This is a genomic window from Streptosporangium nanhuense (genome assembly GCF_059358815.1).
Map to the genome: position 1 here is coordinate 63,740 of NZ_JCADBG010000014.1, position 24,090 is coordinate 87,829.

The window sequence follows — 24,090 nt, forward strand, 5'->3', positions numbered from 1 at the left end:
GTGAGCCATGGTGATCGATCTCAACGCCGATCTGGGCGAGGGCTTCGGGATCTGGCGGCTGGGCGACGACGAGGCCCTGCTCGACGTCGTGACCAGCGCCAACGTCGCCTGCGGGTTCCACGCGGGTGACCCGCTGACCATCCGCCGCACGTGCGCGGCGGCGGTCGACCGGGGGGTGGCGATCGGCGCCCAGGTGTCCTACCGGGACCTGGCCGGGTTCGGCCGCCGCGAGATGGACGTCGCCCCCGAGGAGCTGTGCGCCGAGGTGCTCTACCAGCTGGGGGCGGTGGACGGCATCGCCAGGGCGATGGGCGGCCGGGTCTCCTACGTCAAGCCGCACGGCGCGCTGTACAACCGGATCTGCCGCGACCCCGAGCAGGCCGGGGCCGTCGTGGCGGCGGTCGCCGACTACGACCGGAGCCTGCCGCTGCTGACCCTGCCCGGTTCGGTCGTCCACGAGATCGCCGCCGGGGAGGGGGTCGCCACCGTCGTCGAGGCCTTCGCCGACCGCGCGTACACCGGCTCGGGCACGCTGGTCTCCCGCCGCTCCCCCGGCGCGGTGCTGCACGATCCCGGCACGGTCGCCGGCCGGGCCGTGCGGATGGCGACCGAGCGGGTGGTCGAGGCGGTGGACGGCTCGCGGGTCCCCGTCGAGGCGCGCTCGATCTGCGTGCACGGCGACACCCCCGGCGCCGTGCTGATGGCCCGCGCCGTCCGCGACGGCCTGGTGGACGCCGGGGTGACGCTGAGGTCCTTCACGTGAGGAACCGGGAGGTCCTTCACGTGAGCGTCCGGCGGGCCGGGGAGCACGCGCTGCTGGTGGAGACCGGCTCGCTGGAGGTCTCCCACCGGCTGGACGCCCTGCTGCGGGCCGACCTGCCCGCCGGGGTGGTCGAGATCGTGCCCGGCCCCGTCACGGTCCTCGTCAGCGCTCCGGGCGCCGACCCGGCGCGCCTGCGGGAGGAGCTCTCCCGCCTGCTGGACACGGCGTCCGCGGCGGACGCGACGGTGGCCGCCGACGCGCCCGAGGTGGTCCTTCCCGTCGTGTACGACGGCGCCGACCTCGACGACGTCGCCGCGCTGAGCGGGCTCTCCCCCGGGGAGGTGGTCGAGCGGCACACCGGGCGGGAGCTGGTGGTGGGCTGGCTGGGCTTCGCCCCCGGGTTCGCCTACCTCACCGGGCTGGACCCGGCGCTGCACGTCCCCCGGCTGGACACCCCGCGGACCTCGGTGCCCGCCGGGGCGGTGGCGGTCGCGGGCCCCTACTCGGCGGTCTACCCCTCGGCCTCCCCCGGCGGCTGGCGGCTGCTCGGCCGCTCCGCGACGGCGGTGTGGGACGTGGCCGCCGACCCGCCCGCCCTGCTCACACCGGGGACGCGGGTACGGTTCCTGGCGGTCGGCGAGCCATGATCGAGGTGATCGCACCGGGGCCGTACGCGACCGTGCAGGATCTCGGCCGGCCGGGGTACGCCCACCTCGGGGTGCCCCGCTCGGGCGCCGCCGACGAGCCGAGCCTGCGGCTGGCCAACCGCCTGGTCGGCAACCCCGAGAACGCCGCGGGGATCGAGCTGACCCTCGGCGGCGCCCGGCTGCGCTTCACCACCGGCGCCTGGGCCGCCGTCACGGGCGCCGCCTGTCCCCTGGAGCTCGTACGACCGCGCGCGGCGGTCCCCGGCGGGACGGCCCTGACCACCGTGGGCGGGGCGTCCGTGAGCGGGGGGTCCTCCGGCGAGGGCTCTCAGGGCGGGACGTCCACGGGCAGGGCTTCTTTGGACGGGACTTCTCCGGGGGGTGCGATCCGGTTTGTCACGGTCTCGCAGGGGATGTGCGCGCCCTTCTGGGTCCCGGCGGGCGGGGAGCTGCGGCTGGGCATGCCCGGGGGCGGCCTGCGCACCTACGTCGCCGTCCGGGGCGGCGTGGAGGCGCCCGTCACGATGGGCAGCCGCTCGACCGACTCGCTCTCCGGGCTCGGCCCCGCCCCGCTCGCCGCCGGGACGCTCCTGCCGGTGGGGCCGACCGGTGACCTGCCGCCGATCACCGTGGACGCGGCGCCGCTCCCGGGGCCCGGGGCGGGCCTCCTGCGGGTCCTGCCGGGCCCCAGGGACGACTGGTTCGTCTCCGGGGCCCTGGCCACCCTGTGCGCGGGGCCGTACGAGGTCAGCCAGGACAGCAACCGGGTGGGCGTGCGGATGCGCGGTACCCGCCTGGAGCGTGCCCGGGAGGGGGAGCTGCCCAGCGAGGGCATGGTGGCCGGGGCCGTGCAGGTGCCGCCCAGCGGCCAGCCGATCGTGTTCCTCGCCGACCATCCGCCGACCGGCGGCTACCCGGTCATCGCCGTCCTGACCCCGGCGAGTCTCGCCGGTGCCGCCCAGCTCCGCCCCGGCGACCGGGTGCGCTTCCGCCTCGCCTGACCCGGCCGGACGGCCCCCACCGGGCCGGCGTGCCTCCGGACCGCGTGTCATCGAGCCACATGTCACCGGACCGGAGACGATCGGGCCTCCTACGGGCGCCCCGCGCGTGACCGGGCCGAGGCGACCGATTATCGTCATCGCGACGATTGAGGAGATCACATGTCGCTCGCCGAGCTGATGGCGCCCCTCCTGCGACCGGCCTTCACCGTCGCGGGGACCCCGACCAGCTGGGCGGAGCTCCTGGGATTCGCCACCGGCGTCCTCACGGTCTGGCTGGTGGTCCGCCGGAACATCTGGAACTGGCCGATCGGGATCGCCAACGTGATCCTGCTCGGAGCCGTCTTCCTGACCGCCGGACTCTACGCGGACGCGGCGCTGCAGATCGTCTACGTCGCGCTGGGCCTGTACGGGTGGTGGCAGTGGCTGTACGGCGGAACCGGGCGGACCCCGCTGGCGATCCGCCGCACCGGAGGCGCCGAGTGGGCGGCGCTGGCCTGCTTCGGGGTCGTGGCCACCGCCGGGCTCACCCTCGCCCTCGCCACCTGGACCGACTCGACCGTGCCGGTCTGGGACGCCCTGACCACCGCCCTGTCCCTGGCGGCGACCTACGGGCAGAGCCGGAAGCTGGTCGAGTCGTGGTGGCTGTGGATCGCGGCCGACGTGATCTACATACCTCTCTACGCCTACAAGGGCCTTCACCTGACCGCCGCCCTGTATGTGATCTTCCTGGCGCTGTGCGTCGCGGGCCTGCGGGCCTGGCGCGCGGAGCTCGCGTCCCGTTCCGTCCCGGCGGCGGCGTGAGCGGGCGTCAGGGGCCGCGGGACGCGCCCGCGGGTGACGGGGCCTTCGCGCACGGGCTGGTGATCGGCAAGTTCTACCCGCCGCACGCGGGACACCACCACCTGATCGACACCGCCGCCGCGCGATGCGCCGGGGTGAGCGTCGTGGTCGCCGCGTCGACCGCGGAGAGCGTCCCGCTGGCGCTGCGCGCCGCCTGGCTGCGCGAGGCGCACCCGCAGGCCCACGTGACGATCGCCCCGGTGCTCGACGACGTCGAGATCGACTACGACGACCCGGAGATCTGGTCGGCGCACGTAGAGGTCTTCCGGCACGGCCTCGCCCAGGCGCACGGCCACGTACCGGAGATCGACGCGGTGTTCTCCTCCGAGGCGTACGGGCCCGAGCTGGCCCGCCGGTTCGGCGCCGCCCACGTCGACGTCGACGCGGGCCGGGAACGGTTCCCGGTCAGCGGGACGATGGTCAGGAACGACCCGGTGTCGTGCTGGGACCGTCTCTCCCCGCCCGTACGCGGCCACCTGGCACGGCGCGTGGTGGTGGTCGGCGCGGAGTCCAGCGGCACGACCACGCTGGCCAGGTCCCTGGCCGCCCACTACGCGGCTCGCGGCGGGCCGTGGGCGGCGACACGGTGGGTGCCCGAGTACGGCAGGACGTACTGCGAGGAGAAGCTCGCCCTGGCCCGCCGGCGGGCCAAGCTCGGCGGGCTGCCCGAGCCGTGGCTGGACGACCTGGGGTGGGAGTCCGCGGAGTTCGGCGTGATCGCCGAGCGGCAGCTCGCGTGGGAGGACGCCGCGGCCAGGACGGGGTCGCCGCTGCTGGTGTGCGACACCGACGCCTTCACCACCTCCCTGTGGCACGAGCGCTATCTCGGCGAGCTCTCCGGGGAGGTCACCGCCGTGCACCGCCGGGCCCGGCACGACCTGTGGATCCACACCTCGGTGGAGGGCGTGCCCTTCGAGCAGGACGGCTGGCGCGACGGGGAGGCGATCCGGCACCGGATGGACGCCCGTTTCCGCGAGGAGCTGCTCGCGGGCGGGCTGCCCCACCTGGTCGTCACCGGGCCGCCGGAGGTCCGGCTGTCGCGGGCCGTACGGGCGGTGGACGCCCTGCTGGAGCGGGGCTGGGAGTTCACGGCACCGCTGTAGGCCTCCCGGGCGAGCAGACCTTTCCGGGCGAGCAGACCTCCCCGGGCGAGCGGACGCCTCTTGCGGCGGCAGGGACCGAGGGCTCGCGGAACCCGCCGCAGGGCTCGTCCGGAGACCTCGCCCCGGCGGGCCCGGCGTCGTGCGCCTCGCCCGACGGGCCCGGGTCGGCGCGAGACTGCGGACCACCCGGCCCGGGTCAGCGCAGGAGCGCGGACACCCGTTCGATCTCGGCGGCGAGGGCGGCGGAGGGGACCTCCTCCAGGAGGTCGACCGCGATCTTCCCGTCCTTCGCCTCCCAGACCCCGGCCACCCGGCCCCGGTGGATCACGACCGGGGAGATCCAGCCGGCGGCCCGGCTGACCTTCGCCCTCGCCTCGGCGGGAAGGAGGGGCTCCAGGTCGCGCGGGGCGCCCAGGATGTACTGGTCGAAGCCGGGCAGGAGGTGGACCCCGGTGGCGGGCCGGGTCGCGGCCAGGTCGTCGAGGTGCTCGGCGAGCACGACCATCGGCCGGCCGTCCACCTCGACCTCGGCCAGCTCGGGGGTGAGGTCGCGGAACCAGCCGCGCAGCGTCGCCTTGCGGGTGGCCCCCCGGTAGAGCCAGCCGTCGAACGTCTCGGGGGCGCCGGGGCCGTGGGCGCCGAGGAAGGAGCGGAGCAGGCGCACCCCGCCCTCCTCCACCGAGGGAAGCTCGCGAGGCCAGCCGGGCACCCGGTCCCGGGGGGCGGCGAAGGTCACCCGGCCCTCGCGCGGCGGACCGTAGCAGAGCTCGCCGAGGAAGCTCAGCGGCTTGAGCAGGGCGCCCCAGCCGGAGGTGAGCGCCTCACGCAGGTGGGCGTCGCCGGTGACCTCGATGATGCCGTCGACCAGTTCCTCGCGGGTGAGGACGCGGCCCGCGAGCGCCTTGGGCGCGGCGTCGAGGATGGCGGCGACCTCGGCGGCGGTGACGCCGTGGCCGCGCTGCCAGGAGCCCTTGTCCCAGGTGCGGAACGAGCCGAGGACGGCCGCGTAGGAGGCCAGCTCGTCGGCGGGGACGAGGTGCAGGGTGCCGCGCGCCGTCCAGGTCTTGACCAGGCCGCGATCCCGCCACAGCGCGCGGTCGATCTCACCGGGATCCGGCCGCGCGCTCCGCACGGCCACCGCCAGCCCCGCGGAGGAGGCCACCTGCGCCTGCACCCCGGCGAGCCTCCGCACCACGGACACCGCGTCGGGCCCGTCGGCCGGATCGACGAACTGCCGCCTCAACCGCCAGGCGAGCACCTGCGGCCAGGACACGGAGATAGCCATGACCGACTTTCTACACTCCGCCGCCGACAGAACGCGGCCCGCCGGGGACCACCGCTCCGGCCTTCGGTCAGGGGGCGGCCCGGACCGAAGGCTCACGCCACTCGACGCTCCAGCCCTCGGACCGGCGGTGAGGGCCCGAAGCGGTCGACACGCCGCCGGAACGCGGACCCGACACCCCGCAGAGCCCGAGCCGCTCGACGTGCCCGGGAATTCCCGCCCCTGACAGGCGCGAGGCGGACGTCAACGGACGAAGCCGACGTCCTGGTATCTCAGGTCGTAGAAGCCCCGGGCACCGAAGTTGGCGAGAGCGCTCTTGACCGCGACGTTCTGCGGTCGCTGGTAGAGCGTCACCACGTTGACCGCCTGCCAGATGAGTTTGTCCGCCGCGTTGGTGTCGGCGATGGCCCTGGCGTCGTCGAGGTCGGCGGTCGCCTTGTTCATGGCGGCGTCGATCTGCCGCGAGCCGATGCGGCCGAGGTTGGCGTTCCACTGCCTGCCGCCGTCGGGGAGCCTGGCGGCGTCGGCGTACTGGCCGTAGGAGCTGGAGACGGGAAAGGGCGTGCCCACGTACGCGAACGCGGTGATGTCGTAGTTGCCGGGGATTATGTATTTGGTGAAGTAGTCGTCCCCGGGCACCGACTGCAGGGTGACCCCGACACCGATCCGGCCGAGCATGTCCTGGACGAGCTCGGCCTCGGACTTGGCGACCTGCAGGCCGGACGGCAGGACGAAGCGCAGTTTCAGCTCCCTGCCGTCCTTCCTGCGGGTCTGCCCCACCTGCTTCCAGCCCGCGGCGTCCAGCTCCTGCCCGGCCTTCCCGGGGTCGTACGTCCCGATCTCACCGGCGTTGTCCTGGTATCCCTCCTGGGTGTTCATGAAGAAGTGGTTGTTGAGCAGGACGATCGGCCAGTCGAGGCCCTGCAGGTCCGACTGGGCGATGGCCTGGCGGTTGATGCCCATCGCGACGGCCCTGCGGACCTTCGGGTCGGACAGGAGGGCGCTCTCGCCGTTCATCGTGATGTGCCGGAAGTCGGGCCCGGCCGCCTGCCGCACGATGGCGTCCGGGGTGCTCCTGGCCCGCGCGTAGTCGGGCGCCGACGGGCCGATGTCGAAGGTGTCGAGCTCGCCGTTGCTGAAGGCGCCGACCAGCGCGTCGCTCTCCAGGGAGCGGTAGATGATCCGGTCCAGCTTGGCGCGATCCCCCCACCAGCGGTCGTCCCTCGCGATGGTGAGGGTCTTGGCGGTCGGGTCGAACGCGACGAACCCGAACGGGCCCGCGGTGACCGGGACGCGGTTCAACCAGGCGGTGTTGAACGCCTCGGGGGTGGCGTTGGTGCTCCGGGGGTACAGCGGCCCGAACAGCGACTGCCAGTCGCCGAAGGGTTTGGCGAAGGTCACCACGACCTGGTGGTCGTCCCTGCCCCTGGCGACCTTCTCGATGTCCTGGTAGCCGGTGGTGCTCGCCACCCGGTAGCCGGAGTCACGGCCGCTCAGCGCCTGCCACTGGGCGCGGTAGTCCTCCCAGGTGATCGGGGTGCCGTCGGACCATCTGGCGCGCGGGTTGAGGGTCAGCGTGACGACCTGCCTGGGCTCGCGCGAGGTGACCCTGCCCTCGGACAGGTAGTCGGTGTTGGGGGAGATCTTCCCCTTGGCGTCGGAGCGGAAGGGGGAGGGCATGAGGGCGTCCATGACCCTCTTGACCGTCGCCAGGTTGCCGTCGATGTGGTTGAGGTTCCAGTTGGACGGGTACTCGTTGATCCCCCAGCGGAGCACGCCCCCGTCCGCGACCCGGTCTCTGGCGACCGGATTGATGTCGTAGGCCTTGACCGCCGGGGCGGGCCCGCCCGGCGTCCCGCCTCCCCCGCCTCCCCCGCTTCCGCACCCGGCGAGACCCGGCGCGACGGCCAGGGCCACGGCCAGCGCGACGGCGAGCGCGCCCACGCGCCGGATTGATTTCACGGTGTTCCTCCCGGGGCATACGAACGGGCGTACGGATGGACGTGCGGATGGACGTGCGGATGGACGTGCGAATGGACGTGCGAATGGACGTGCGAGTGCGTGCGTGGCTGCGCGTGCGGCCGGGTCATACGGCGTCGATCCTCTCGGCGAAGTGGCACGAGACGCCGTGGTCGTCCCCCAGCGGCCGCACCTGGGGCTCCTCCTCCACGCAGCGCCGCCTGACGGTCTCGTCGAGCGCCTTGAACAGGGGGCAGCGGGTGCGGAAGCGGCACCCCGAGGGAGGGTCGGCCGGACTGGGCAGGTCCCCCTCCAGCAGGACGCGCCTCCTGGAGCGTTCCAGCACCGGGTCCGGCAGCGGGATCGCCGACAGCAGGGCCCGCGTGTAGGGGTGCAGCGGGGTGTCGTAGACCCCGTCGGCCCGGCCGATCTCGGCGATCCTCCCCAGATACATGACCGCGACCCGGTCGGCGATGTGCCGGACCACGGCCAGGTCGTGCGCCACGAACAGGTACGACAGGCCCAGGCGGGCCCTCAGCTCCTCCAGCAGGTTGAGCACCCCCGCCTGGATGGACACGTCGAGCGCCGAGACCGGCTCGTCCAGCACGACCAGCCGGGGCTCCAGCGCGAGGGCGCGGGCGATGCCGACGCGCTGGCGCTGGCCCCCGGAGAAGTCCTGCGGGTAGCGGGCGGCGTGGCCGGGCTCCAGCCCGACCAGGCCGAGCAGCTCGCCGATCCTCGGCCCCGGGTCACGGCGGCCGTGCGCGCGCAGCGGCTCGGCGAGGATGTCGTAGACGGTCATCCTCGGGTCGAGCGAGGCCAGCGGGTCCTGGAAGACGACCTGCATGTCGCGCCGCACGGCCATCCGGTCGCGGGCGCTCATCCGCGAGGTGTCGCGGCCCAGCACCACGATCCTGCCGCGCTGCGGCGCCGCCAGTTCGAGGATCTCCATCAGGGTGGTCGTCTTGCCGCAGCCCGACTCGCCGACCAGACCGAGCGTCTCGCCCTCGCGGACGTCGAAGCCGACGCCGTCCACCGCGCGGACCGTGCCGACCCGCCGCCGCAGGAGCGTCCCCTTGACCAGCGGGTAGTGCTTGACCAGGTCCTCGACCGCCAGGACCACGTCACGCCCGTCGCGCGGGAGCGACGGCTCCCCGGCGGCGGGAGCGGCCGGTCCCGCGGTGCCCGCCGGGACCACGGGAACGGTCCGGTCGGCGGGGCCGGCCGGACCGGCGGGGGTGACCGGACCGGCGGGGGTGACCAGACCGGCGGGGGTGACTGAGCCGGTGAGGCCGGCCGGGGCGGCGGGGCCGACGGGCACCGCCGGGGCGGCGAGAGGGGCGGGAGCGACCGGGCGCCGGGCGGGACCGGCCGCGGGGTCGCGCACGCCGTAGACCTGGGCGGGTGTCCAGCCCGCCGCCTCGATCTCGCCCGAGCGCACGCACGCCACCAGGTGGCCGGGCGAGCCCACCGGCTCCGGCTCCGGCTCGGCCTCGGCGCACTCCGGGACGGCGATCGGGCAGCGCGGCTCGAACGGGCAGCCGGGCGGCAGCGCCGCCGGTGACGGCGGACTGCCCTCGATGGGCACCAGCGGCTGCTCCCGGCCCCGGTCGAGACGCGGGATCGAGCCGAGCAGGCCCATGGTGTACGGCATGCGGCTGCGGTAGTAGACCTCGTCCACCGAGCCGACCTCGACGGGACGCCCGGCGTACATGACGAGGACCCGGTCGGCGAACCCGGCCACCACCCCCAGGTCGTGGGTGATGACGACGATCGCCGCGCCGGTCTCGCGCTGCGCCGTCTTCAGCACCTCCAGCACCTGCGCCTGGATGGTCACGTCGAGCGCGGTGGTCGGCTCGTCGCAGAGGATCACGTCGGGGTCGTTGGCGATCGCCATCGCGATCACCGCGCGCTGGCGCATGCCGCCGGAGAACTCGTGCGGGAACGCCCTGGCCCGCTGGGCGGCGTTGGGGATGCCGACCAGGTCGAGCAGCTCGACGGCGCGCCTGGCGGCCTGGCCCGCGCTCACCCGCCGGTGGACGCGGATCGCCTCGGCGATCTGGTCGCCCACCCGGTAGACGGGGGTGAGCGCGGAGAGCGGGTCCTGGAAGACCATCGAGACCGTCTTGCCGCGGAACGCGGTGAGCGTCCGCTCCGGGGCGCCCAGGATCTCCCGCCCGAGCAGCCGCACCGAGCCGGTGACGCGGGCGTGCGCCGGGAGCAGGCCCATCACGGCCAGCGAGGTGACCGACTTGCCGGAGCCGGACTCCCCGACGACGCCGAGCACCTCGCCGGGACGGATCGCGTAACTCACGCCCCTGACCGCGCGGACCGCGCCGGGCCCCGAGCCGAAGGTGACGTCGAGGTCGCGTACCTCGAGCACGGGCGCGGCCGGGTCCGGCACGGACGCGTCACCACCGGTCCGGGACGTCGTTCCCGAGGGCCGCTCGTTCGTCACCGGTCACCCGCCCCGGTGGGACGTGGGGTCGAAGGCGTCGCGCAGCGAGTCGCCGACCAGGTTCACCGCGAGCACGGTGACGATCAGCAGGCCCGCGCAGAACCAGAACGTCCAGGGGGCGTAGAGGGCCGTCTGCGCGCCGTCGGCGATGAGGCTGCCCAGCGAGACGTCGGGCGGCTGGATGCCGAACCCGAAGTAGGACAGGGACGTCTCGGTGAGGATCGCGGCGCTGACGTTGAGCGTGGCGTCGACGACCAGCAGCGAGGACATGTTGGGGATCACGTGCCGGAAGATGATCCTCGTCGGGGGCACCCCCATGAACCTGGCCGCGTGGATGAACTCCCGCTCCTTGAGCGAGATGGTCATGCTCCGGACGATCTTCGAGGTGACCATCCAGAGGAAGAGCGCCAGCACTAGAACGAACACCGGCCACTGCCCCCCGGCGAAGAGCGGGGACATGATCGCCAGGATCAGGAAGGCCGGGAGCACCAGCAGCAGGTCGGTCAGCCAGGTCAGCGCGCGGTCGGTCCAGCCCCCGAAGTATCCGGCGAAGGCGCCCACCACGGCCGCGAGCGCGGTGCCGACCACCGCGGCGAGCAGGCCGACGAGCAGGGACCTCTGCAGGCCGCGCAGCGTGACCGCGTACACGTCGGCGCCGGTCTGCAGGGTGCCCCACCAGTGCTCGGGCGAGGGCGGCGCGAGGAAGGCCGTGTAGTCCTTCGAGGCGTACGTCCAGCGGGTGAGGTAGGGGCCGGCGAAGGCCAGCAGGAAGATCAGCGCAAGCAGCGCGAAGCCGGTCCTGCCCCGGCCCGAGCGCAGCAGGCGGCCCGCGACCACCCGCAGCCGCGAGGGCGCCTTGATCCTGTCGACGGACGCCCGCTGTTCGGCGAGCTCCTCGTCGGCGATGGTCATCTCCGGCTCACCCCACCCGGACGCGCGGGTCGAGGACGGCGTGCAGCACGTCGGAGGCGAGCGAGGCCAGCAGCACGGCCAGCGCGGCGAAGCAGCTGATCGCCGCGACGGTGTTGACGTCGTTGGTGGAGATCGAGTCGACCAGCTGCTCCCCCATGCCGTGCCAGCCGAAGATCTTCTCGGTGAAGGTGGTGCCGACCAGCAGCGACCCGAAGGTGAAGGCGAAGTAGGTGACCGCCGGGATCAGCGCGGTGCGCAGCGCGTGCCGGGTCAGCGCGGCGCGGCGGCTCAGCCCCTTGGCCATGGCCGTGCGGATGAAGTCGGCGCCGAGCACGTCGAGCATCATGTTGCGCTGGTAGCGGCTGTAGACGGCGACCAGCCCGAGCGACAGCGACAGCGTGGGCAGGATCAGGTGCCGGATCCGGTCGAGCGCGGCGGCGGCGAACCCTCCCGGCAGGCCCGGGGTCGCCTCGCCGCTGACGAGGAGGATCTGGGTCCCGGCCGCCTCGTTGAGCCGGATCGCGGCGATGATTAGGATGTTGGCCAGCACCACCGTGGGGACCGCGAGGACGACGAAGGACAGGCCGGTCGACAGCCGGTCGAAGAGGCCGTACTGCCTGACCGCGGCGTAGGCGCCGATGAGGACGCCGGTGACGCTGCCGAGGATCAGCCCGAGCGTGATCAGCCGCAGCGTGACGCCGATCCGGCGCCCGAGGTCGTCGCCGACCGAGCCTCCGGCCACCGTCTTGCCGAAGTCGCCGCGTACGAGGCCGGACGCCCAGGTCAGATAGCGGTCGAACAGCGGGGTGCGGTCGTTCAGGTTGAGGTCGCTGAGGCGCGCGTCGACGACGGCCGGGGGGATCGGGGGGTTGCGGCCCTCGTAGTTGGATCGCGGGTCGAGGGCGGAGGCGGCCAGCATGTAGGCCAGGCTGGTGGCCACGACGATCAGCACCAGGTAGTTGAGCAGCCTGCGGGCAAGGAATCCCGCCATCTTTCCTCCTCCGGAGCCCCGCCGCTGTCGGTGACCATCTTGCTACACTCCGCGACCGGCGGGCTGCACAGCGTACCGAATCGGAGGGATCTCGGTGAGAGATGGCGTCACCGGGCCCAGGAGCCGGTCGATCGGGCCCCCAGGTCAACGGGCCGGATCCGGGAAGGGGCCTGTCCGGCCCGGGAAGGGGGCCGTCGGGTCCGGGAAGAGGCTTGTCCGGTCCGGGAGGCGCCCGTCGGGTCCGGGATCACCTTCCGGGGAGCCGGGTCACTTCCCGGCGAGCTCGTCCACCGCGGCGCGCAGGTCGGCGCTGGTGATGGTGGTCAGGTCGGCGGCGCTGGCGGTGGCGCCGCCGAGGGCGGCCAGGCGGACGTCCCTGCGCATCGCGGCGCGTTCGAAGAGCGAGCGCGCGAACCTGCCGTTGCCGAGACCGTCGATCAGGCCCTCGTCGCAGACCCAGGTGAAGACCTCGGCCAGGTCGCGGCAGGCGGCGTCGTCGAACCGGTCGCCCGACTCGTCGGCGAGCAGCACCGCGATCTCGGTGAGCTCCCCGGGGGAGTACGAGGGAAACTGCACCCGCTGGTTGAACCTGCTGCCCAGGCCCGGGTTGGACGACAGGAAGGCGTTCATCTCCCGCTCGTACCCCGCCAGGATGATCACCAGCCGGTCGCGGTCGTCCTCGGCCCGCTTGAGCAGCGTCTGCACGGCCTCGGTGCCGAAGGCGTCGCCCCCGCTGTAGCCGGAGTTGACCAGGCTGTAGGCCTCGTCGACGAACAGCACCCCGCCGAGCGCCCGGTCGACCAGCTCGTTCGTCTTGATCGCGGTCGCCCCGAGGTGCTGGCCGACCAGGTCGGCCCGCTGGGCCTCGACCACGTCGGACTGGGCGAGCAGGCCCAGCGCGGCGAAGATGCGGCCCAGGATGCGGGCCACGGTGGTCTTGCCGGTGCCGGGCGGCCCGGCGAAGACGAAGTGCCGCATCTGCGGCGGGGTCGGCAGCCCTCGCTCCTGGCGCATCTTCGCCACCCTGAGCTGCGCGGCGATCGCGTGCACCTGCCGCTTGACGGGCTCCAGACCGGCCATGCGGTCGAGGTCGGCCAGCGCCTCCTCAAGGGAGGGGGCGGCCTGGTAGCCCCGGTAGCGGGCGGTGAGCTCGTCGAAGGCCTTGACGACGTCGCCCTCGACCGTGGTGACCAGGTCCTCGGTGGTGGGCGCGCCGCCCGCCCCGACCACGCGCACGTCCCTGGCCTGCGCGGCGGCCTCCACGAGGCTGCGGATGAAGCGGGCGTTGCCCAGCTCGTCGACGATCGCGCGACGGTGGATGTCCTCGAAGCGGGCGAGCAGGGCGGGCGCGGCCTCGGGCGCCATCCGGTCGCCCCGGCGCGCCTGCAGCAGCTCGGTGATCTGGAGCAGCTCCTCCGGGGCGTAGCTGGGGAAGCGGACCCTGCTGGAGAACCGGCTGGACAGGCCGGGGTTGGAGGCCAGGAAGGTGGCCATCTCCTTCTCGTATCCGGCCAGGATGACGATCAGCCGGTCGCGGTCGTCCTCGGCCCGCTTGAGCAGCGTCTGCACGGCCTCGGCGCCGAACCTGTCGGGCTGGCCGTCACCGGGGTTGATCAGGCTGTAGGCCTCGTCGACGAACAGCACCCCGCCGAGCGCCCGGTCGACCAGCTCGTTCGTCTTGATCGCGGTGGCCCCGAGGAACTCCCCCACCAGGTCGGCCCGCTGGGCCTCCACCACGTAGGGGGTCTCCAGCAGGCCGAAGGCGTAGAAGATCTTCGCGACGGTCCTGGCCACGCTGGTCTTGCCGGTGCCCGGCGGGCCGACGAACACGAAGTGCCGCATCGGCGGCTCGGTGGAGTATCCGGCCTCCTTGCGTAACCTGGCCGCCTCGATCGAGGCGGCGATCGAGCGGACCTGTTCCTTGACCGGGGCCAGGCCGATCATGGCGTCCAGCTCGCCGAGCGCCTCCTCCACCGAGATGGGCGGCGGCGCGTCCCGCTCGCCGCTCCCCTGGGCGGGGGAGAGGTGCCCGCCCTCGCGGACCGGGAGCCCGGCCTGGCGCCGCTCCCCCGCCTCCAGCGCGCCCCGCACCCGGCGGGCCTGCAGGAACCGGTGAACCAGCACCCCGGCCGCCACGGCGTAGGTGACCCAGATGGCCGGATACGGCCCGAAACCGGTGACGGCCACGCCGAGCAGGAGGGCCGTCATCCCGGCGGGTGCCAGCGCCATGACCGTGGTCATCCACGGAGGGACCCAGCGGATGAGGTGGGCGGCTCCGGCGACCAGGGGTCCGAGGAGCATCAGCGCCGTCGGGATCGGCGAGGCCGAGCCGAAGAGGACGGTCTGGAAGATCAGGATCGTCGCCAGCCAGCCGAGCACCACGAGCAGGGTGGCGGCGGCGCGGGGAAAGCTCAGGGTCAGCGCCGCGAAGCCGAGCAGCGTCAGCGTGACGAAGATCGTGCTGAGGACCGGCCAGCCGAGGGCCAGCGCCAGCCCGATCGCCCCGGCCAGCACCGCGACGTAGATCAGCCTGCGCAGCGGCGGCGAGAGCCGGAAGTAGCCCAGCCGCACCTGTTCGAACAGATCACGTGCCGCCGCGCGCCCCGCCGGACGGGCCCTGCTGGATTCCCGCATCACGCCTCCCCGGTCCGCCCCCGGTTATACCGCAACAAGGGGACGTTTGCGCGTGCCTGAGGGGCACGCCACGCCGTCGCGCGGGCACGATCAGATATCCGGATGAGAACGGATGAAACCAACGTTCGAGGCAGCAAGCTCGGCCCGCGCCGTCCCTCCGGCCCCACGCTTCCCTGTGCCGCCGCCGAGCCCCGCGCGCGGCGGCCCGCGCCCGCGTTCCCGGCGGGTGGTACGCCCAGGTCCCGGCCGCCCTCCGATGCCCGTCCGCGCGAAGGCGCGCGCCGGGGGACGGGCAGGGAAATGTCACTGCCCGGCAAGGCGGACTCACGGCCGCCGCGACCGCCCGGCCCGGCGGCCCGCGCCCTCGGCGGTCCGCGCCCCCGGTGGACGCCACGACCTCGGCCCCGCCCCCCTCCCCCTCACTCCGGCTCCGGCCTCGGCCTACGACCCGTACCCCGCGCCCCCAGGAGGACGGGCCGGTGCTCCGGCCGGGACGGGTCAGCCGCGGTGGGCCCGGCCCTGGTGGCGGCCGGGGTACTCGCCGACCACGACCTCCTTGGGGGTGATCCTCAGCAGGTCGGCCTCGGTGTCGCCGATGGCGATGCCGCGTACCTCGGCCCAGAAGCGGCGGTCGAGCGGATCGGCGACGAAGACCGCCACCCTGGGGTCGCGCTCGGCGGCCTCCCAGGCGTCGGAGGCGGCGATCAGGCGCAGCTCGCCGCCCGGGCCGACCGAGCTGACCGCGCCGACGGCCAGCGCGCGCGGGCCTCCGGCATCGGCGTAGGCGAGCACCACCCCCCGCGCGTAGGTGAAGGCCGCGCGCACCTCCCCGCTGAGCCCCACCGGCGGCCCGGCGTCGCCGGGAAGACGGCCCCCGCGGCCGTCGTACATGACCAGCGAGGCCCGCCACGGCCCGGGCGCGCCCCGCCACCACGCCCGAACCGACCTCGTGGCGAAGATCGCCATCGGTACGGCCAGCAGCGCGATCCCGGCCCGCCAGGCCCACTCCCCCGCCGTCTCTCCCACTGCGGCGAGCCCGAGGGCCGGCGCCGCCCCGGCCGCGCCGAGCAGCACCGACGCCGAGGCGGGCAGGGCCAGTGCCGTCGCCAGCCCCCGGTCGGCGGCCAGCGCGCGGGTGAGGACGGGGGCCGGGCCGGCCCGGCCGCGCGCCCAGCCGAGCGCGAGCGGCACGACGAGCGCGGCCGTCGCCCAGCTCCGCTCGTCCAGCACGACCACCGCCACCACGATCGCCACCGGTACCGACCAGGCCCGGCCCGCCACCAGCCAGAGGGTCACGTTCACGTCGCGCCTGGCCGTGCGCTCGTCGCCGGCGGCGGCGAAGTCGGCCAGCGCCCTGATCGGCCGCCCGCGCCACGCCTCGACGAGCACGCGCAGGACGAGCAGCACGGTCCCGTTGAGGAGCACCAGCCCCGCGAGGGCCGCCCAGACCATCCCTGGCGTGCCCGGCGGCGGGCCGGGCGGGAGCGGCGGGGCCCCGGCCGGAAGGGTGGCCGGGAGGGTGGCCACGGCGGCGACGTACGCGGCCACGGCGGCCAGGGTGATCGAGACCGACGCGCTGAGCCAGAGGTCGCGGGCGAGCATGCCGGGCACGTACGACCAGAGCCTGACCCGTTGCGCCTGCCTGAGGGTGATCGCCAGGACCGCGAGAGGCACCAGCCCGCCGCCGATCCTCGCCACGGAGGCCAGGCCGAGCCCGAACTCCGCCGCGCAGACCGCGACGAGGGCGACGGCCAGCAGGATCCGGATCTGCCGCGACCACCGCTCCAGTGCCCGCCTGGCCCGGCCCGTCTCGCGCGGGTCGACCGGCCAGGCGGGGTCGTGGTGGGCGCGCGGGCGCTCCCAGCGCAGCCGGGTCAGGCCGAGGTTGATCCTGGCGCCCGGGTGGCCGGGCAGGCGGCGCAGCGCCTCGCGGTAGGCGGTCTCCGCGAGGCCGTACTCACCGCGCAGCAGCGCGAGGTCGCCGGCGAGGACGTGCGGGTCCGGCTCCTCGGGCGCGTAGCGGACGGCCCTGTCCGCCTGTGCCCGCGACTCGCGCCAGCGTCCGGGCACCCGGCGCAGCGCGGCTCCCAGCCGCATCCGCGCGGCCCAGGAGCCCGGTGCGAGGCGTACGGCCTCCTCGGCCGCGGCCACGGCCTCCGCGTCGCGGCCGAGCCGCTCGAACGCGAGGCTGGCGAGGCGGTACCCCCAGTCGGTGCCCGACTCGGAGCGGGGGTCGAGGTCCAGCGCCCTGCGGGCGGCCTCGAGCGCCGCCTCGGGCCGGTCGCGGCCCAGCCACGCGGCGGCCACGGCGCACCACTGCCGGGGGTCGGACGGGTCCCTGGGCGGCGGTACGGGGGCCGGGGCGGGGTCGCGCCCGTGCCGGGGGTCGGCGGGATCGCGCGGCGGCGGGATCGGGGCGGGGCCGTCCCCGCCGGGCCCGTTCACCACGGCGGCTCACGGGCCTCGCGCTGACTCCCCACGATCGCCATGGTCGGTGCGAGATCACTTTTTGCCTAGACGACGGTATATGCCTGTATCTCTCTAGAGAGGTTGTCGAGAGCCGCGAAAGGCCTCGAATATCGACCAATCGAGGGTTCAAAACGGACATAACTATGCGAATCAATCGTCCAATGCCGCCCCGGACACTGCCCGACTTCGCCTAAGCTGCGACGCATGTTCGTCCAGGCCGACAGATTCTGAGCGGCCCATGACCACCGTCATGGCCAGGCGCGCGGACGGCGACCCTCGGGCATCCGGGGCCGGCCGATGGTCGGTCCTCGCCGTCCTCTGCTTCAGTCTGCTGCTGATCGCGGTGGACGCCACGGTGCTGCACATCGCGGTACCGGCGCTGACGGCCGCCCTCGAGCCCTCCTCCGTGGAGCTGCTGTGGATCATCGACGTCTACTCGCTGATGGTCGCGCCGCTGCTGCTGACCTTCGGCACCCTCGGTGACCGCTACGGGCGCAAACGCCTGGTGCTGGCCGGATACCTGGTCTTCGGCGTCGCCTCGGCCGCGGCGGCGTTCGCGCCGACCCCTCTCGCGCTGATCTCCGCACGCGCGCTGCTCGGCCTCGGCGGAGCGATGATCATGCCGGCCACGCTCTCGATCATCCGGCAGGTCTTCACCGACCGGCACGAGCGGGCGATCGCGCTGGGCGTGTGGAGCGCGGTGGCCGCGGCCGGGGCCGCGGTCGGCCCGATCGTCGGAGGGGTGCTCGTCGAGCACTTCTGGTGGGGCGCCGTCTTCCTGATCAACGTCCCCATCCTGATGGTCCTGCTGCCCGTCGCGGCCAGGATCCTTCCCGAGTCCCGCAGGCGCGCGGGCCGGCCCTGGGACGCCCTCAGCGCCCTGCTGTCGGTGCTGGGCATCCTCGGGGTGGCCTTCGGCCTGAAGGAGGCCGGGGCCGGGCATCCGGGCGGCCTGGCGGCGTTCCTGGCCGGGGTCTGGCTGCTGGTCTGGTTCGTCCGCAGGCAGCGGCGGCTGGCCTTCCCGCTGCTGGACCTGAGCCTGTTCCGGCGGCGGGCGTTCCGCGCCGGGGTGGGCGCCGTGCTGCTGACGGTCTTCGCCCTGGTCGGGCTGGAGCTCATGCTCGCCCAGTATCTCCAGCTGGTCCTCGGCGACAGCCCGCTCCAGGCGGCCGTACGGATGCTCCCCCTGATGATCGCCTCGATCGCGGGCGGCCTGGCCGGGGCCCGGCTGCTGCGCCGGTTCGGGCTGCGCGCCACGATGGGCGGCGGGCTGGCGCTGACCGCCCTCTCCCTCGCCCCCACCCTGACCTGGCACACCGAGGGGCATCCGGTGGCCCTGACGCTCTGCTTCGTCGGCATCGGCTTCGGCATCCAGGTCACCCTGCTGGCCGCCTCCGACACGATCATGTCGTCCACCCCGGAGTCCCACGCGGGCGGTGCCGCCGCGGTCGAGGAGACCGCCTACGAGCTGGGCGCGGGGCTCGGGGTCGCGGTGCTCGGCACGATCACCACGGCCGTGTACGCCCCCTCGCTCGCCCCGGTCCACGGCGTCGCGCCCGCGATGATGGACGAGGCCCGCCAGTCACTGGCCTCCGCCGCGCACGTGGCGCGGGAGATCGGCGGGGGCGTGGGAGACGTCCTGCTCGGCGCGGCCCGCGTCGCGTTCGTCTCCGGCCTGCACGCGACGGTGCTGGTGAGCGTGTTCCTGCTGGTCGCCACCGCGCTGGCCGTGACGCTGCTGGTGCCCCGCCGCCCCGGTGGACAGGGGAACGACCCCTCGTAAAGGGTTTGGAAGGTCTAAGCTCGGTCATTTATCGGTCAAGCATGGGCAAGAACGGGGAATCTAACCAGAATGAGGAACCGTGCGACAAACCCTTCATGATCTTGCCTCCCTGGCCGCCAGGCTGGGCGTGGGCGGGATCTTCTTCGCCAACGGCTGGCACAAGCTCGAAGCGGGCCTGAACGCCACCGCCGAGCAGTTCACGGCCCTGGGCGCCTCCGGCCCCTGGCCCGGCGTGTGGGCCGCCACCACCATGCTGACGGAGCTCATCGGCGGCGCGCTGCTGGTGGCCGGTCTCGCGGTGGCCGCGTGCGGGCTGCTGCTGTTCGCCGAGGCCCTCGCCGTGTTCATCCTGGCGAGCGGCGAGGTGGGCCTGCCGCTCACCGGCGGCGACGCCAAGCTGATCGTCGCACTCGGCGCCGCCTCCATCCTGCTGGCGGTCGGCGGCGCGGGCCGCCTGTCGGTCGACCACATGGTGGTGATCAAGCGTCGCGAGGCCGAGGCGGCCGAGGACTTCGCCGCCGAGGCCGAGGCCGACGACGTCATCGCCGCGCTGCGCGAGCCCGAGACCCACCACGCCCAGTCCGCCCAGTCCGCCCAGGGCAAGAGGCCCGCCACCCCGGACGAGCCCGCTCCGGCCGAATCCCCCTCGAAGAAGCCCGCGACGGGATCCGCCTCCGCCGGACCCACCCCTGAGGGCGCCACGGACACCGCGGAGTTCCCCGCCGCCCGTCCCCGTACGCGCACCCGCAAGCCCCCGTCCGGCGCCGCGACGTCCGCGTCTCCGCCGCCCCCGGCGACCCCCGCGACCACGCCCGCGCCGGTCACGACACCTTCGCCCGGCAAGCCCGGCGACACGCTCGTGGCCGGGAAGAAGGACCAGCCCCCCTCCGGGAGCTAATTATTTAAGCGGCATATCTCCCATCCGGCACAGAAGGTCTTTTTTCGGCTTTTATTGAGATTCGCGGGAGGGTGCCGTACCCGCACAATGATCGGATGCGTCTTCCCGGCTGGTTCGCGGAGCGGGCCGAACCCGCTCCGCCGGAGACCGAGCTCCGCGTCTCCACCCTCGAACTCTTCTTCGACCTGGTCTTCGTCTTCACCGTCACCCAGCTCACCGGCCTGATGGTGGACGGCCTGCAGGACGGCAGGCCCGCCGAGAGCGCGCTGCGGGGGCTGCTGGTCTTCGGCGCCATCTGGTGGATGTACGCCGGTTACGCCTGGCTGACCAACGCCGTCCCCCCGACGCGGCCCGCCCGCAGGGTGCTGATCCTGCTGGGCATGGCCGGATTCATGATCGTGGCCCTGTCGATCCCCTCGGCGTTCGACGGCGACGGCACGGCGTTCGCGATCGGGTACCTGCTGCTGATCGTCGTGCACGCCGGGCTCTACCTCCAGGTCACCTCGGCCTTCGCCCGGGTGCTGCCGTTCAACCTCGGCGGGGTCGCGCTCATCGGCCTGGCCGCCCTGGTCCCCGCGCCGTACAGCTACCTGCTGTGGGCGGGCGCGGTGGTGCTGCTGTGGGGCAGCCCGTACTTCATCGGGCAGAAGGGCTTCAACCTGCGGGCCGGGCACATCGTCGAGCGGCACGGCCTGCTGGTGATCGTGGCGCTCGGCGAGTCGATCGTGGCGATCGGCATCGGCGCCAAGGGGCTCCACGTCGGCCTCGCCCTCGGCCTGGCGGCGGTGCTCGGCCTCGCGCTGGCCGCCTGCCTGTGGTGGCTCTACTTCGGCGGCGACGACGAGACGCGCGCCGAGCACGTCCTGGAGGCGGCCGAGCCGGTGCGGCGCACCCGGCTGATCCTCGGAGCCTACTTCTACGCGCACATCCCGATGCTGCTGGGCATCGTCGCGGTCGCCGCGGGCGTCAAGAAGGCGATCGGCCACCCGGTCGACCCGCTGAAGTTCGGCGCGGCCCTGACGCTGGCCGCGGGGGTCGCCCTGTTCATGGCGGGCGACGCCTGGTTCCGGCGCGTCCTCGGCATCGCGGGCAACGGCCTGCGGATCGCCGGCGCCCTGGTCTCGCTCCTGACGGTCGCGCTCGGCCTCTGGTCGGCCCTCGCGCAGCTCACCGTGCTGACCGCGCTGGTGATCGCGGTCATCGTCCTGGAACGGCGCCGAACCGCCACCGTCCCCGTGCCGTAGCGCGTATAGCCCCAACCAACTCCCTTAAGCACTGAAATACGAAATAAGATTACAAAATTCGATATGGAGGGATCGGATACCTCGGCAAGTCCACCGGACCCGAACCCCTTTTCACGGAGAGTGCACACGCGGTGTTCGCATTGGGGCGAAAAGCCGACCATTGTTATGATCCCATAACAAAAACTGGCTATCGCATCACACCTCAAATGTGACGGGAAAAATGAGGGCCATGGCCGACTTCGGAGAACTCGACCGCCCCCGGAACCAGCCGATCGCCCGGCCGGGCTCGAACCTCCCCTCCCGGGGCCGGGAAGGGGGGATCGACCGGCCGCCGACATACCCCGCGGGCGACGTCCCCACCGCCCCGGACATGGCCGGCAGGGAACGCGCGTGGGAGATGCTCAATCCGGCCGTACGGCAGAAGATGCGGGCGCGTGCCGGCGAGGTGCTGGAATGGTGGGCCCACCAGTGGAACGCCGAGCAGATCTACGGGGCCGTCCTCGGTACCCACGCGCTCTGCGAGGCCACGCCGATCGTGTCGGCGGCCGGCCGCCGCCAGCACGAGATCACCTACCTGCCTCTCGACCCCGCGTCCTTCCGCTTCGAGGAGATCCACGACCGGACCCGTCCCACCGGCGCGGGCGGGGGCGGGACGCGGGCGGCGGGCGCGACGGCGACCGGCCGGGAGAGCATGTTCGGCCAGGAATTCCGGGACTTCCTCGGCCACCTGCCGCACCGCGCCCAGGTTCTCCTTCAGGAGCCTTTCGGCGGCGGTGAAAAGCCGAGAGCCTTCTGGTACTACGAGGATTCCGACAATCTCGTGAACTCCGGATGGAGCATCTGGTGTTACATCACCGACGGCCGCAAGGTGACGTTCGCGTCGGGAACGCGATCGCAACCGAGAGGGTACGCGGGGAGCCCTTTCACGTGGCGTCTCATCTGCCGGATCGCCCACGTGGCCAGAAGGCACTGAGGGAATGACGGACCGGCGGTTCGACTCTCTGGACGCTCACAACGCCTACGATGTCCTCAACCTCCCGCACGACGCGGACGCCCGCGACATCAGGGCGTCGTACCTGCGCCTGGCCCAGACCACCCACCCCGACAAGACGGGGACGAAGGACAGCCGGGCGTTCGATCTGGCGCGCCGCGCCTATGAGATCCTGTCGGACGCCGACACCAGAGCCGCCTACGACGCGTTCCTGACGGAACGTCTCACCGGACCGTCCGCAACGGCCACGGAACACCACCCCCACGCCCCTGACGCCTCTCCCGACGAAGACGCCACCTCAGGCGGCGAGTGGACCCGCGCCCGGTCCGGCTTCGGCCCGTCCGGGGATCAGACCGGGGCCGGTGGGAGCCACGGGTACGACGAGCCTGCCCACGGGACACAGTGGTGGGAGGCCCAACCGGGATTCGGGCGGCCTGATCGGCCTCAGCGGCCCGATCGGCGCTGGGAACCCGATCAGCACTGGGAGCCCGGACATCCGCAGGCCGACCATCACGGCCGGCCCGGCTACGGCCAACCCGGGTACGGGCAGCCCGGGTACGGCCGACCTGAATACGGCTGGCCCGGCTATGACCAACCCGGCTTCGGGCAGCCCGAACACGGTCGACAACCGTGGACGGACCGCCCCGGTCCATGGCCCGCGCCCCCGGCCCCGATTCCCGTCCTGGGAGCCCTGCCATTCGTGCTCGGCGTCATCGGCATGTTCGGCTGCTCGCCGCTCGGGATGACGGCGATCGTCTTCGGGGTCCTCGCCCACGTCGAGAAGGGCAAAGGCAACTACCGCGAGGCGGAGGTGATGCAGTATCGCGGGACCGTGTGCGGGTGGTCGGCCCTCGCACTGACCGTGATCATCATGTTCGTCGTGACCATCGCCCTCACCAGCGGCTCCTCCGCGTAGACCGGCCGGCTCAGGGACGGGCCGGCTCAGGGACGGGCCGCCGCCCTGGCGGCCAGGCTCTGCCCCGCCGCGCGGGCGGGCATCTGGGAGGAGGCCGCGGTCTTCGGCGAGGTGACACTGCCGGCCGTACGCGACCACGCCGTGACCGAGGTCCTGGAGGCCGCCGGAGCCGCCGGGGGGACGCGCGGCGAACGCGGCCCGGTCGGCGGAGTCGGGTGAACGGTGCCGGAGAGCGCCGCCTCCGGTGCCGGGCCCACGACGACGACGGTGCCGTCGCCGGTCGAGTACTCGCCCTCGGCGGCGGTCCGCGTGTCGACGGCCGCGATCCCACGCAATCTTCTGCTCACGTGTCCGGATGCCAGGCCGTGACCGTCTCACCGGCCGAACGGTTTTCCCGGTTACGCGACCTCTACCTCACCGCGGCTTCGGGGTTCATCGCGCGGCCCAGGGAAGGTCCTCACAGGTCGTACATCCGGTCGGGGACGATCGAGAGCCGCGGAACCCCTTTCGCCGGCCCCACGGCACCGGTGAGCGTCAGAGAAAGAAGATCACCAGAACGGTGAGGCCGAAGCCCAGCGCCACGAACCGGGGCGTTCTGGGGTGCCGGGCGGCCTCTCGCCGCGAGGAGATCACCAGTACGGCGCCCAGCCCCAGCGCCGTCAGCAGGTGCAGGCCGTACCACCAGGGAGTGGGCAGTTCTCCCAGGACGGTCCCGGACAGCAGGTCGTCGACGGCTCCGTAGCCGGAGAGCCCGGCGAGCAGGCTCAACCCCAGGCCGAGCAGTGCGAACACGTACCGGAACCCGCCGAGCAGGGTCCAGACGACGGCTCCCAGGACGAGCAGGATCGAGGAGGTGTGGTGTGCCTGCCGAATGAGCAGGCCGCCGCGCACCTCGAAGCTGATCTCCAGCGCCGACCGGTAGGCGGCACTCATGGGAACACCGCGCAGCGGCGTGTAGCCGCCGTCGTAGTACACGGTCTCACTGCCGGGCGTGTAGAAGAACGCCAGGAAGCCGCCGGTGAGCAGGACGATCGCGAAGCAGTAGATCAGCATCTCGCCCACCAGTTGCCTTGCTCTCTCCATTCGGCATATTTCATCACAAAGATCAGTTCAGGTCCGCCGCGTGTGAGCGTCGTCCCGGCCGACACGGCCACCCCGCGTCCTGATGAGGTGCCACGTCAGGCACCCCAGGAGGATCA

Annotated in this window: 19 protein-coding genes; 10 read left to right on the forward strand and 9 right to left on the reverse strand. The window is 73.3% G+C overall.

What is annotated here, in order from left to right; translation table 11 throughout:
* Positions 1–7 precede the first annotated feature (7 nt).
* The 5 genes from AC5L38_RS25805 to AC5L38_RS25825 all read left to right on the forward strand — a co-directional run bounded on the left by AC5L38_RS25805 (position 8) and on the right by AC5L38_RS25825 (position 4,354).
* The gene (locus AC5L38_RS25805; protein ID WP_495245392.1) at positions 8–763 is read left to right on the forward strand and encodes a LamB/YcsF family protein; all 756 of its coding nucleotides are present in this window, start codon (positions 8–10) and stop codon (positions 761–763) included.
* Positions 764–783: 20 nt separating this feature from the next.
* On the forward strand, positions 784–1,410 hold the full coding sequence (locus tag AC5L38_RS25810; protein ID WP_495245393.1) for a 5-oxoprolinase subunit B family protein: 627 nt from the start codon (positions 784–786) through the stop codon (positions 1,408–1,410).
* Positions 1,407–2,411 carry a 5-oxoprolinase subunit C family protein gene (locus AC5L38_RS25815; RefSeq protein WP_495245394.1) on the forward strand — a complete coding sequence of 335 codons (1,005 nt, stop codon included), beginning with the start codon at positions 1,407–1,409 and terminating at the stop codon, positions 2,409–2,411. Before AC5L38_RS25810 ends, AC5L38_RS25815 begins: the two co-directional genes overlap by 4 nt.
* Before the next feature lie 159 nt (positions 2,412–2,570).
* Entirely contained in the window at positions 2,571–3,212 is a 642-nt protein-coding gene (gene pnuC, locus AC5L38_RS25820; RefSeq protein WP_495245395.1) for a nicotinamide riboside transporter PnuC, read from the forward strand.
* Entirely contained in the window at positions 3,209–4,354 is a 1,146-nt protein-coding gene (locus AC5L38_RS25825) for an AAA family ATPase (protein ID WP_495245396.1), read from the forward strand. The genes pnuC and AC5L38_RS25825 overlap by 4 nt, the downstream gene beginning before the upstream one ends.
* Positions 4,355–4,550: 196 nt before the next feature.
* Here the strand turns inward: AC5L38_RS25825 and AC5L38_RS25830 are convergent, their stop codons facing one another.
* The 7 genes from AC5L38_RS25830 to AC5L38_RS25860 form a co-directional block, all read right to left on the reverse strand.
* Positions 4,551–5,639 (reverse strand): winged helix DNA-binding domain-containing protein, encoded by a 1,089-nt coding sequence (locus AC5L38_RS25830; protein ID WP_495245397.1) that lies wholly within the window; start codon positions 5,637–5,639, stop codon positions 4,551–4,553.
* A 240-nt stretch (positions 5,640–5,879) separates the two neighbouring features.
* Positions 5,880–7,598, reverse strand: a complete 1,719-nt coding sequence (locus AC5L38_RS25835) for an ABC transporter family substrate-binding protein (RefSeq protein WP_495245398.1) — start codon at positions 7,596–7,598, stop codon at positions 5,880–5,882.
* Between the two features lie 124 nt (positions 7,599–7,722).
* Positions 7,723–10,053: an ABC transporter ATP-binding protein gene (locus tag AC5L38_RS25840; protein WP_495245399.1), complete on the reverse strand. Its 2,331-nt coding sequence runs from the start codon at positions 10,051–10,053 to the stop codon at positions 7,723–7,725.
* Between the two features lie 3 nt (positions 10,054–10,056).
* Positions 10,057–10,965: an ABC transporter permease gene (locus AC5L38_RS25845; RefSeq protein WP_495245400.1), complete on the reverse strand. Its 909-nt coding sequence runs from the start codon at positions 10,963–10,965 to the stop codon at positions 10,057–10,059.
* A gap of 7 nt (positions 10,966–10,972) precedes the next feature.
* Entirely contained in the window at positions 10,973–11,956 is a 984-nt protein-coding gene (locus AC5L38_RS25850; protein WP_495245401.1) for an ABC transporter permease, read from the reverse strand.
* 267 nt (positions 11,957–12,223) lie between these two features.
* A complete protein-coding gene (locus tag AC5L38_RS25855; RefSeq protein ID WP_495245402.1) occupies positions 12,224–14,590 on the reverse strand; it encodes an AAA family ATPase in 2,367 nt (788 codons plus the stop codon).
* 498 nt (positions 14,591–15,088) lie between these two features.
* Positions 15,089–17,038 carry a tetratricopeptide repeat protein gene (locus tag AC5L38_RS25860; RefSeq protein ID WP_495245403.1) on the reverse strand — a complete coding sequence of 650 codons (1,950 nt, stop codon included), beginning with the start codon at positions 17,036–17,038 and terminating at the stop codon, positions 15,089–15,091.
* A 259-nt stretch (positions 17,039–17,297) separates the two neighbouring features.
* Here AC5L38_RS25860 and AC5L38_RS25865 point away from each other — a divergent pair, with 259 nt between their 5' ends.
* From AC5L38_RS25865 to AC5L38_RS25885, 5 genes are all read left to right on the forward strand, one after another.
* Positions 17,298–18,842, forward strand: a complete 1,545-nt coding sequence (locus tag AC5L38_RS25865) for an MFS transporter (RefSeq protein WP_495245404.1) — start codon at positions 17,298–17,300, stop codon at positions 18,840–18,842.
* Between the two features lie 79 nt (positions 18,843–18,921).
* The gene (locus tag AC5L38_RS25870) at positions 18,922–19,740 is read left to right on the forward strand and encodes a DoxX family protein (protein WP_495245405.1); all 819 of its coding nucleotides are present in this window, start codon (positions 18,922–18,924) and stop codon (positions 19,738–19,740) included.
* 95 nt (positions 19,741–19,835) lie between these two features.
* A complete protein-coding gene (locus tag AC5L38_RS25875; RefSeq protein WP_495245406.1) occupies positions 19,836–20,984 on the forward strand; it encodes a low temperature requirement protein A in 1,149 nt (382 codons plus the stop codon).
* 229 nt (positions 20,985–21,213) lie between these two features.
* Entirely contained in the window at positions 21,214–21,957 is a 744-nt protein-coding gene (locus tag AC5L38_RS25880) for a hypothetical protein (protein WP_495245407.1), read from the forward strand.
* Between the two features lie 4 nt (positions 21,958–21,961).
* Positions 21,962–22,891 carry a DnaJ domain-containing protein gene (locus AC5L38_RS25885; protein WP_495245408.1) on the forward strand — a complete coding sequence of 310 codons (930 nt, stop codon included), beginning with the start codon at positions 21,962–21,964 and terminating at the stop codon, positions 22,889–22,891.
* 26 nt (positions 22,892–22,917) lie between these two features.
* Here AC5L38_RS25885 and AC5L38_RS25890 read toward each other — a convergent pair whose 3' ends face one another.
* Together AC5L38_RS25890 and AC5L38_RS25895 are read right to left on the reverse strand one after the other, a co-directional pair.
* Positions 22,918–23,238 carry a hypothetical protein gene (locus AC5L38_RS25890; RefSeq protein WP_495245409.1) on the reverse strand — a complete coding sequence of 107 codons (321 nt, stop codon included), beginning with the start codon at positions 23,236–23,238 and terminating at the stop codon, positions 22,918–22,920.
* A 187-nt stretch (positions 23,239–23,425) separates the two neighbouring features.
* A complete protein-coding gene (locus AC5L38_RS25895) occupies positions 23,426–23,974 on the reverse strand; it encodes a hypothetical protein (protein ID WP_495245410.1) in 549 nt (182 codons plus the stop codon).
* Positions 23,975–24,090: the final 116 nt, after the last annotated feature.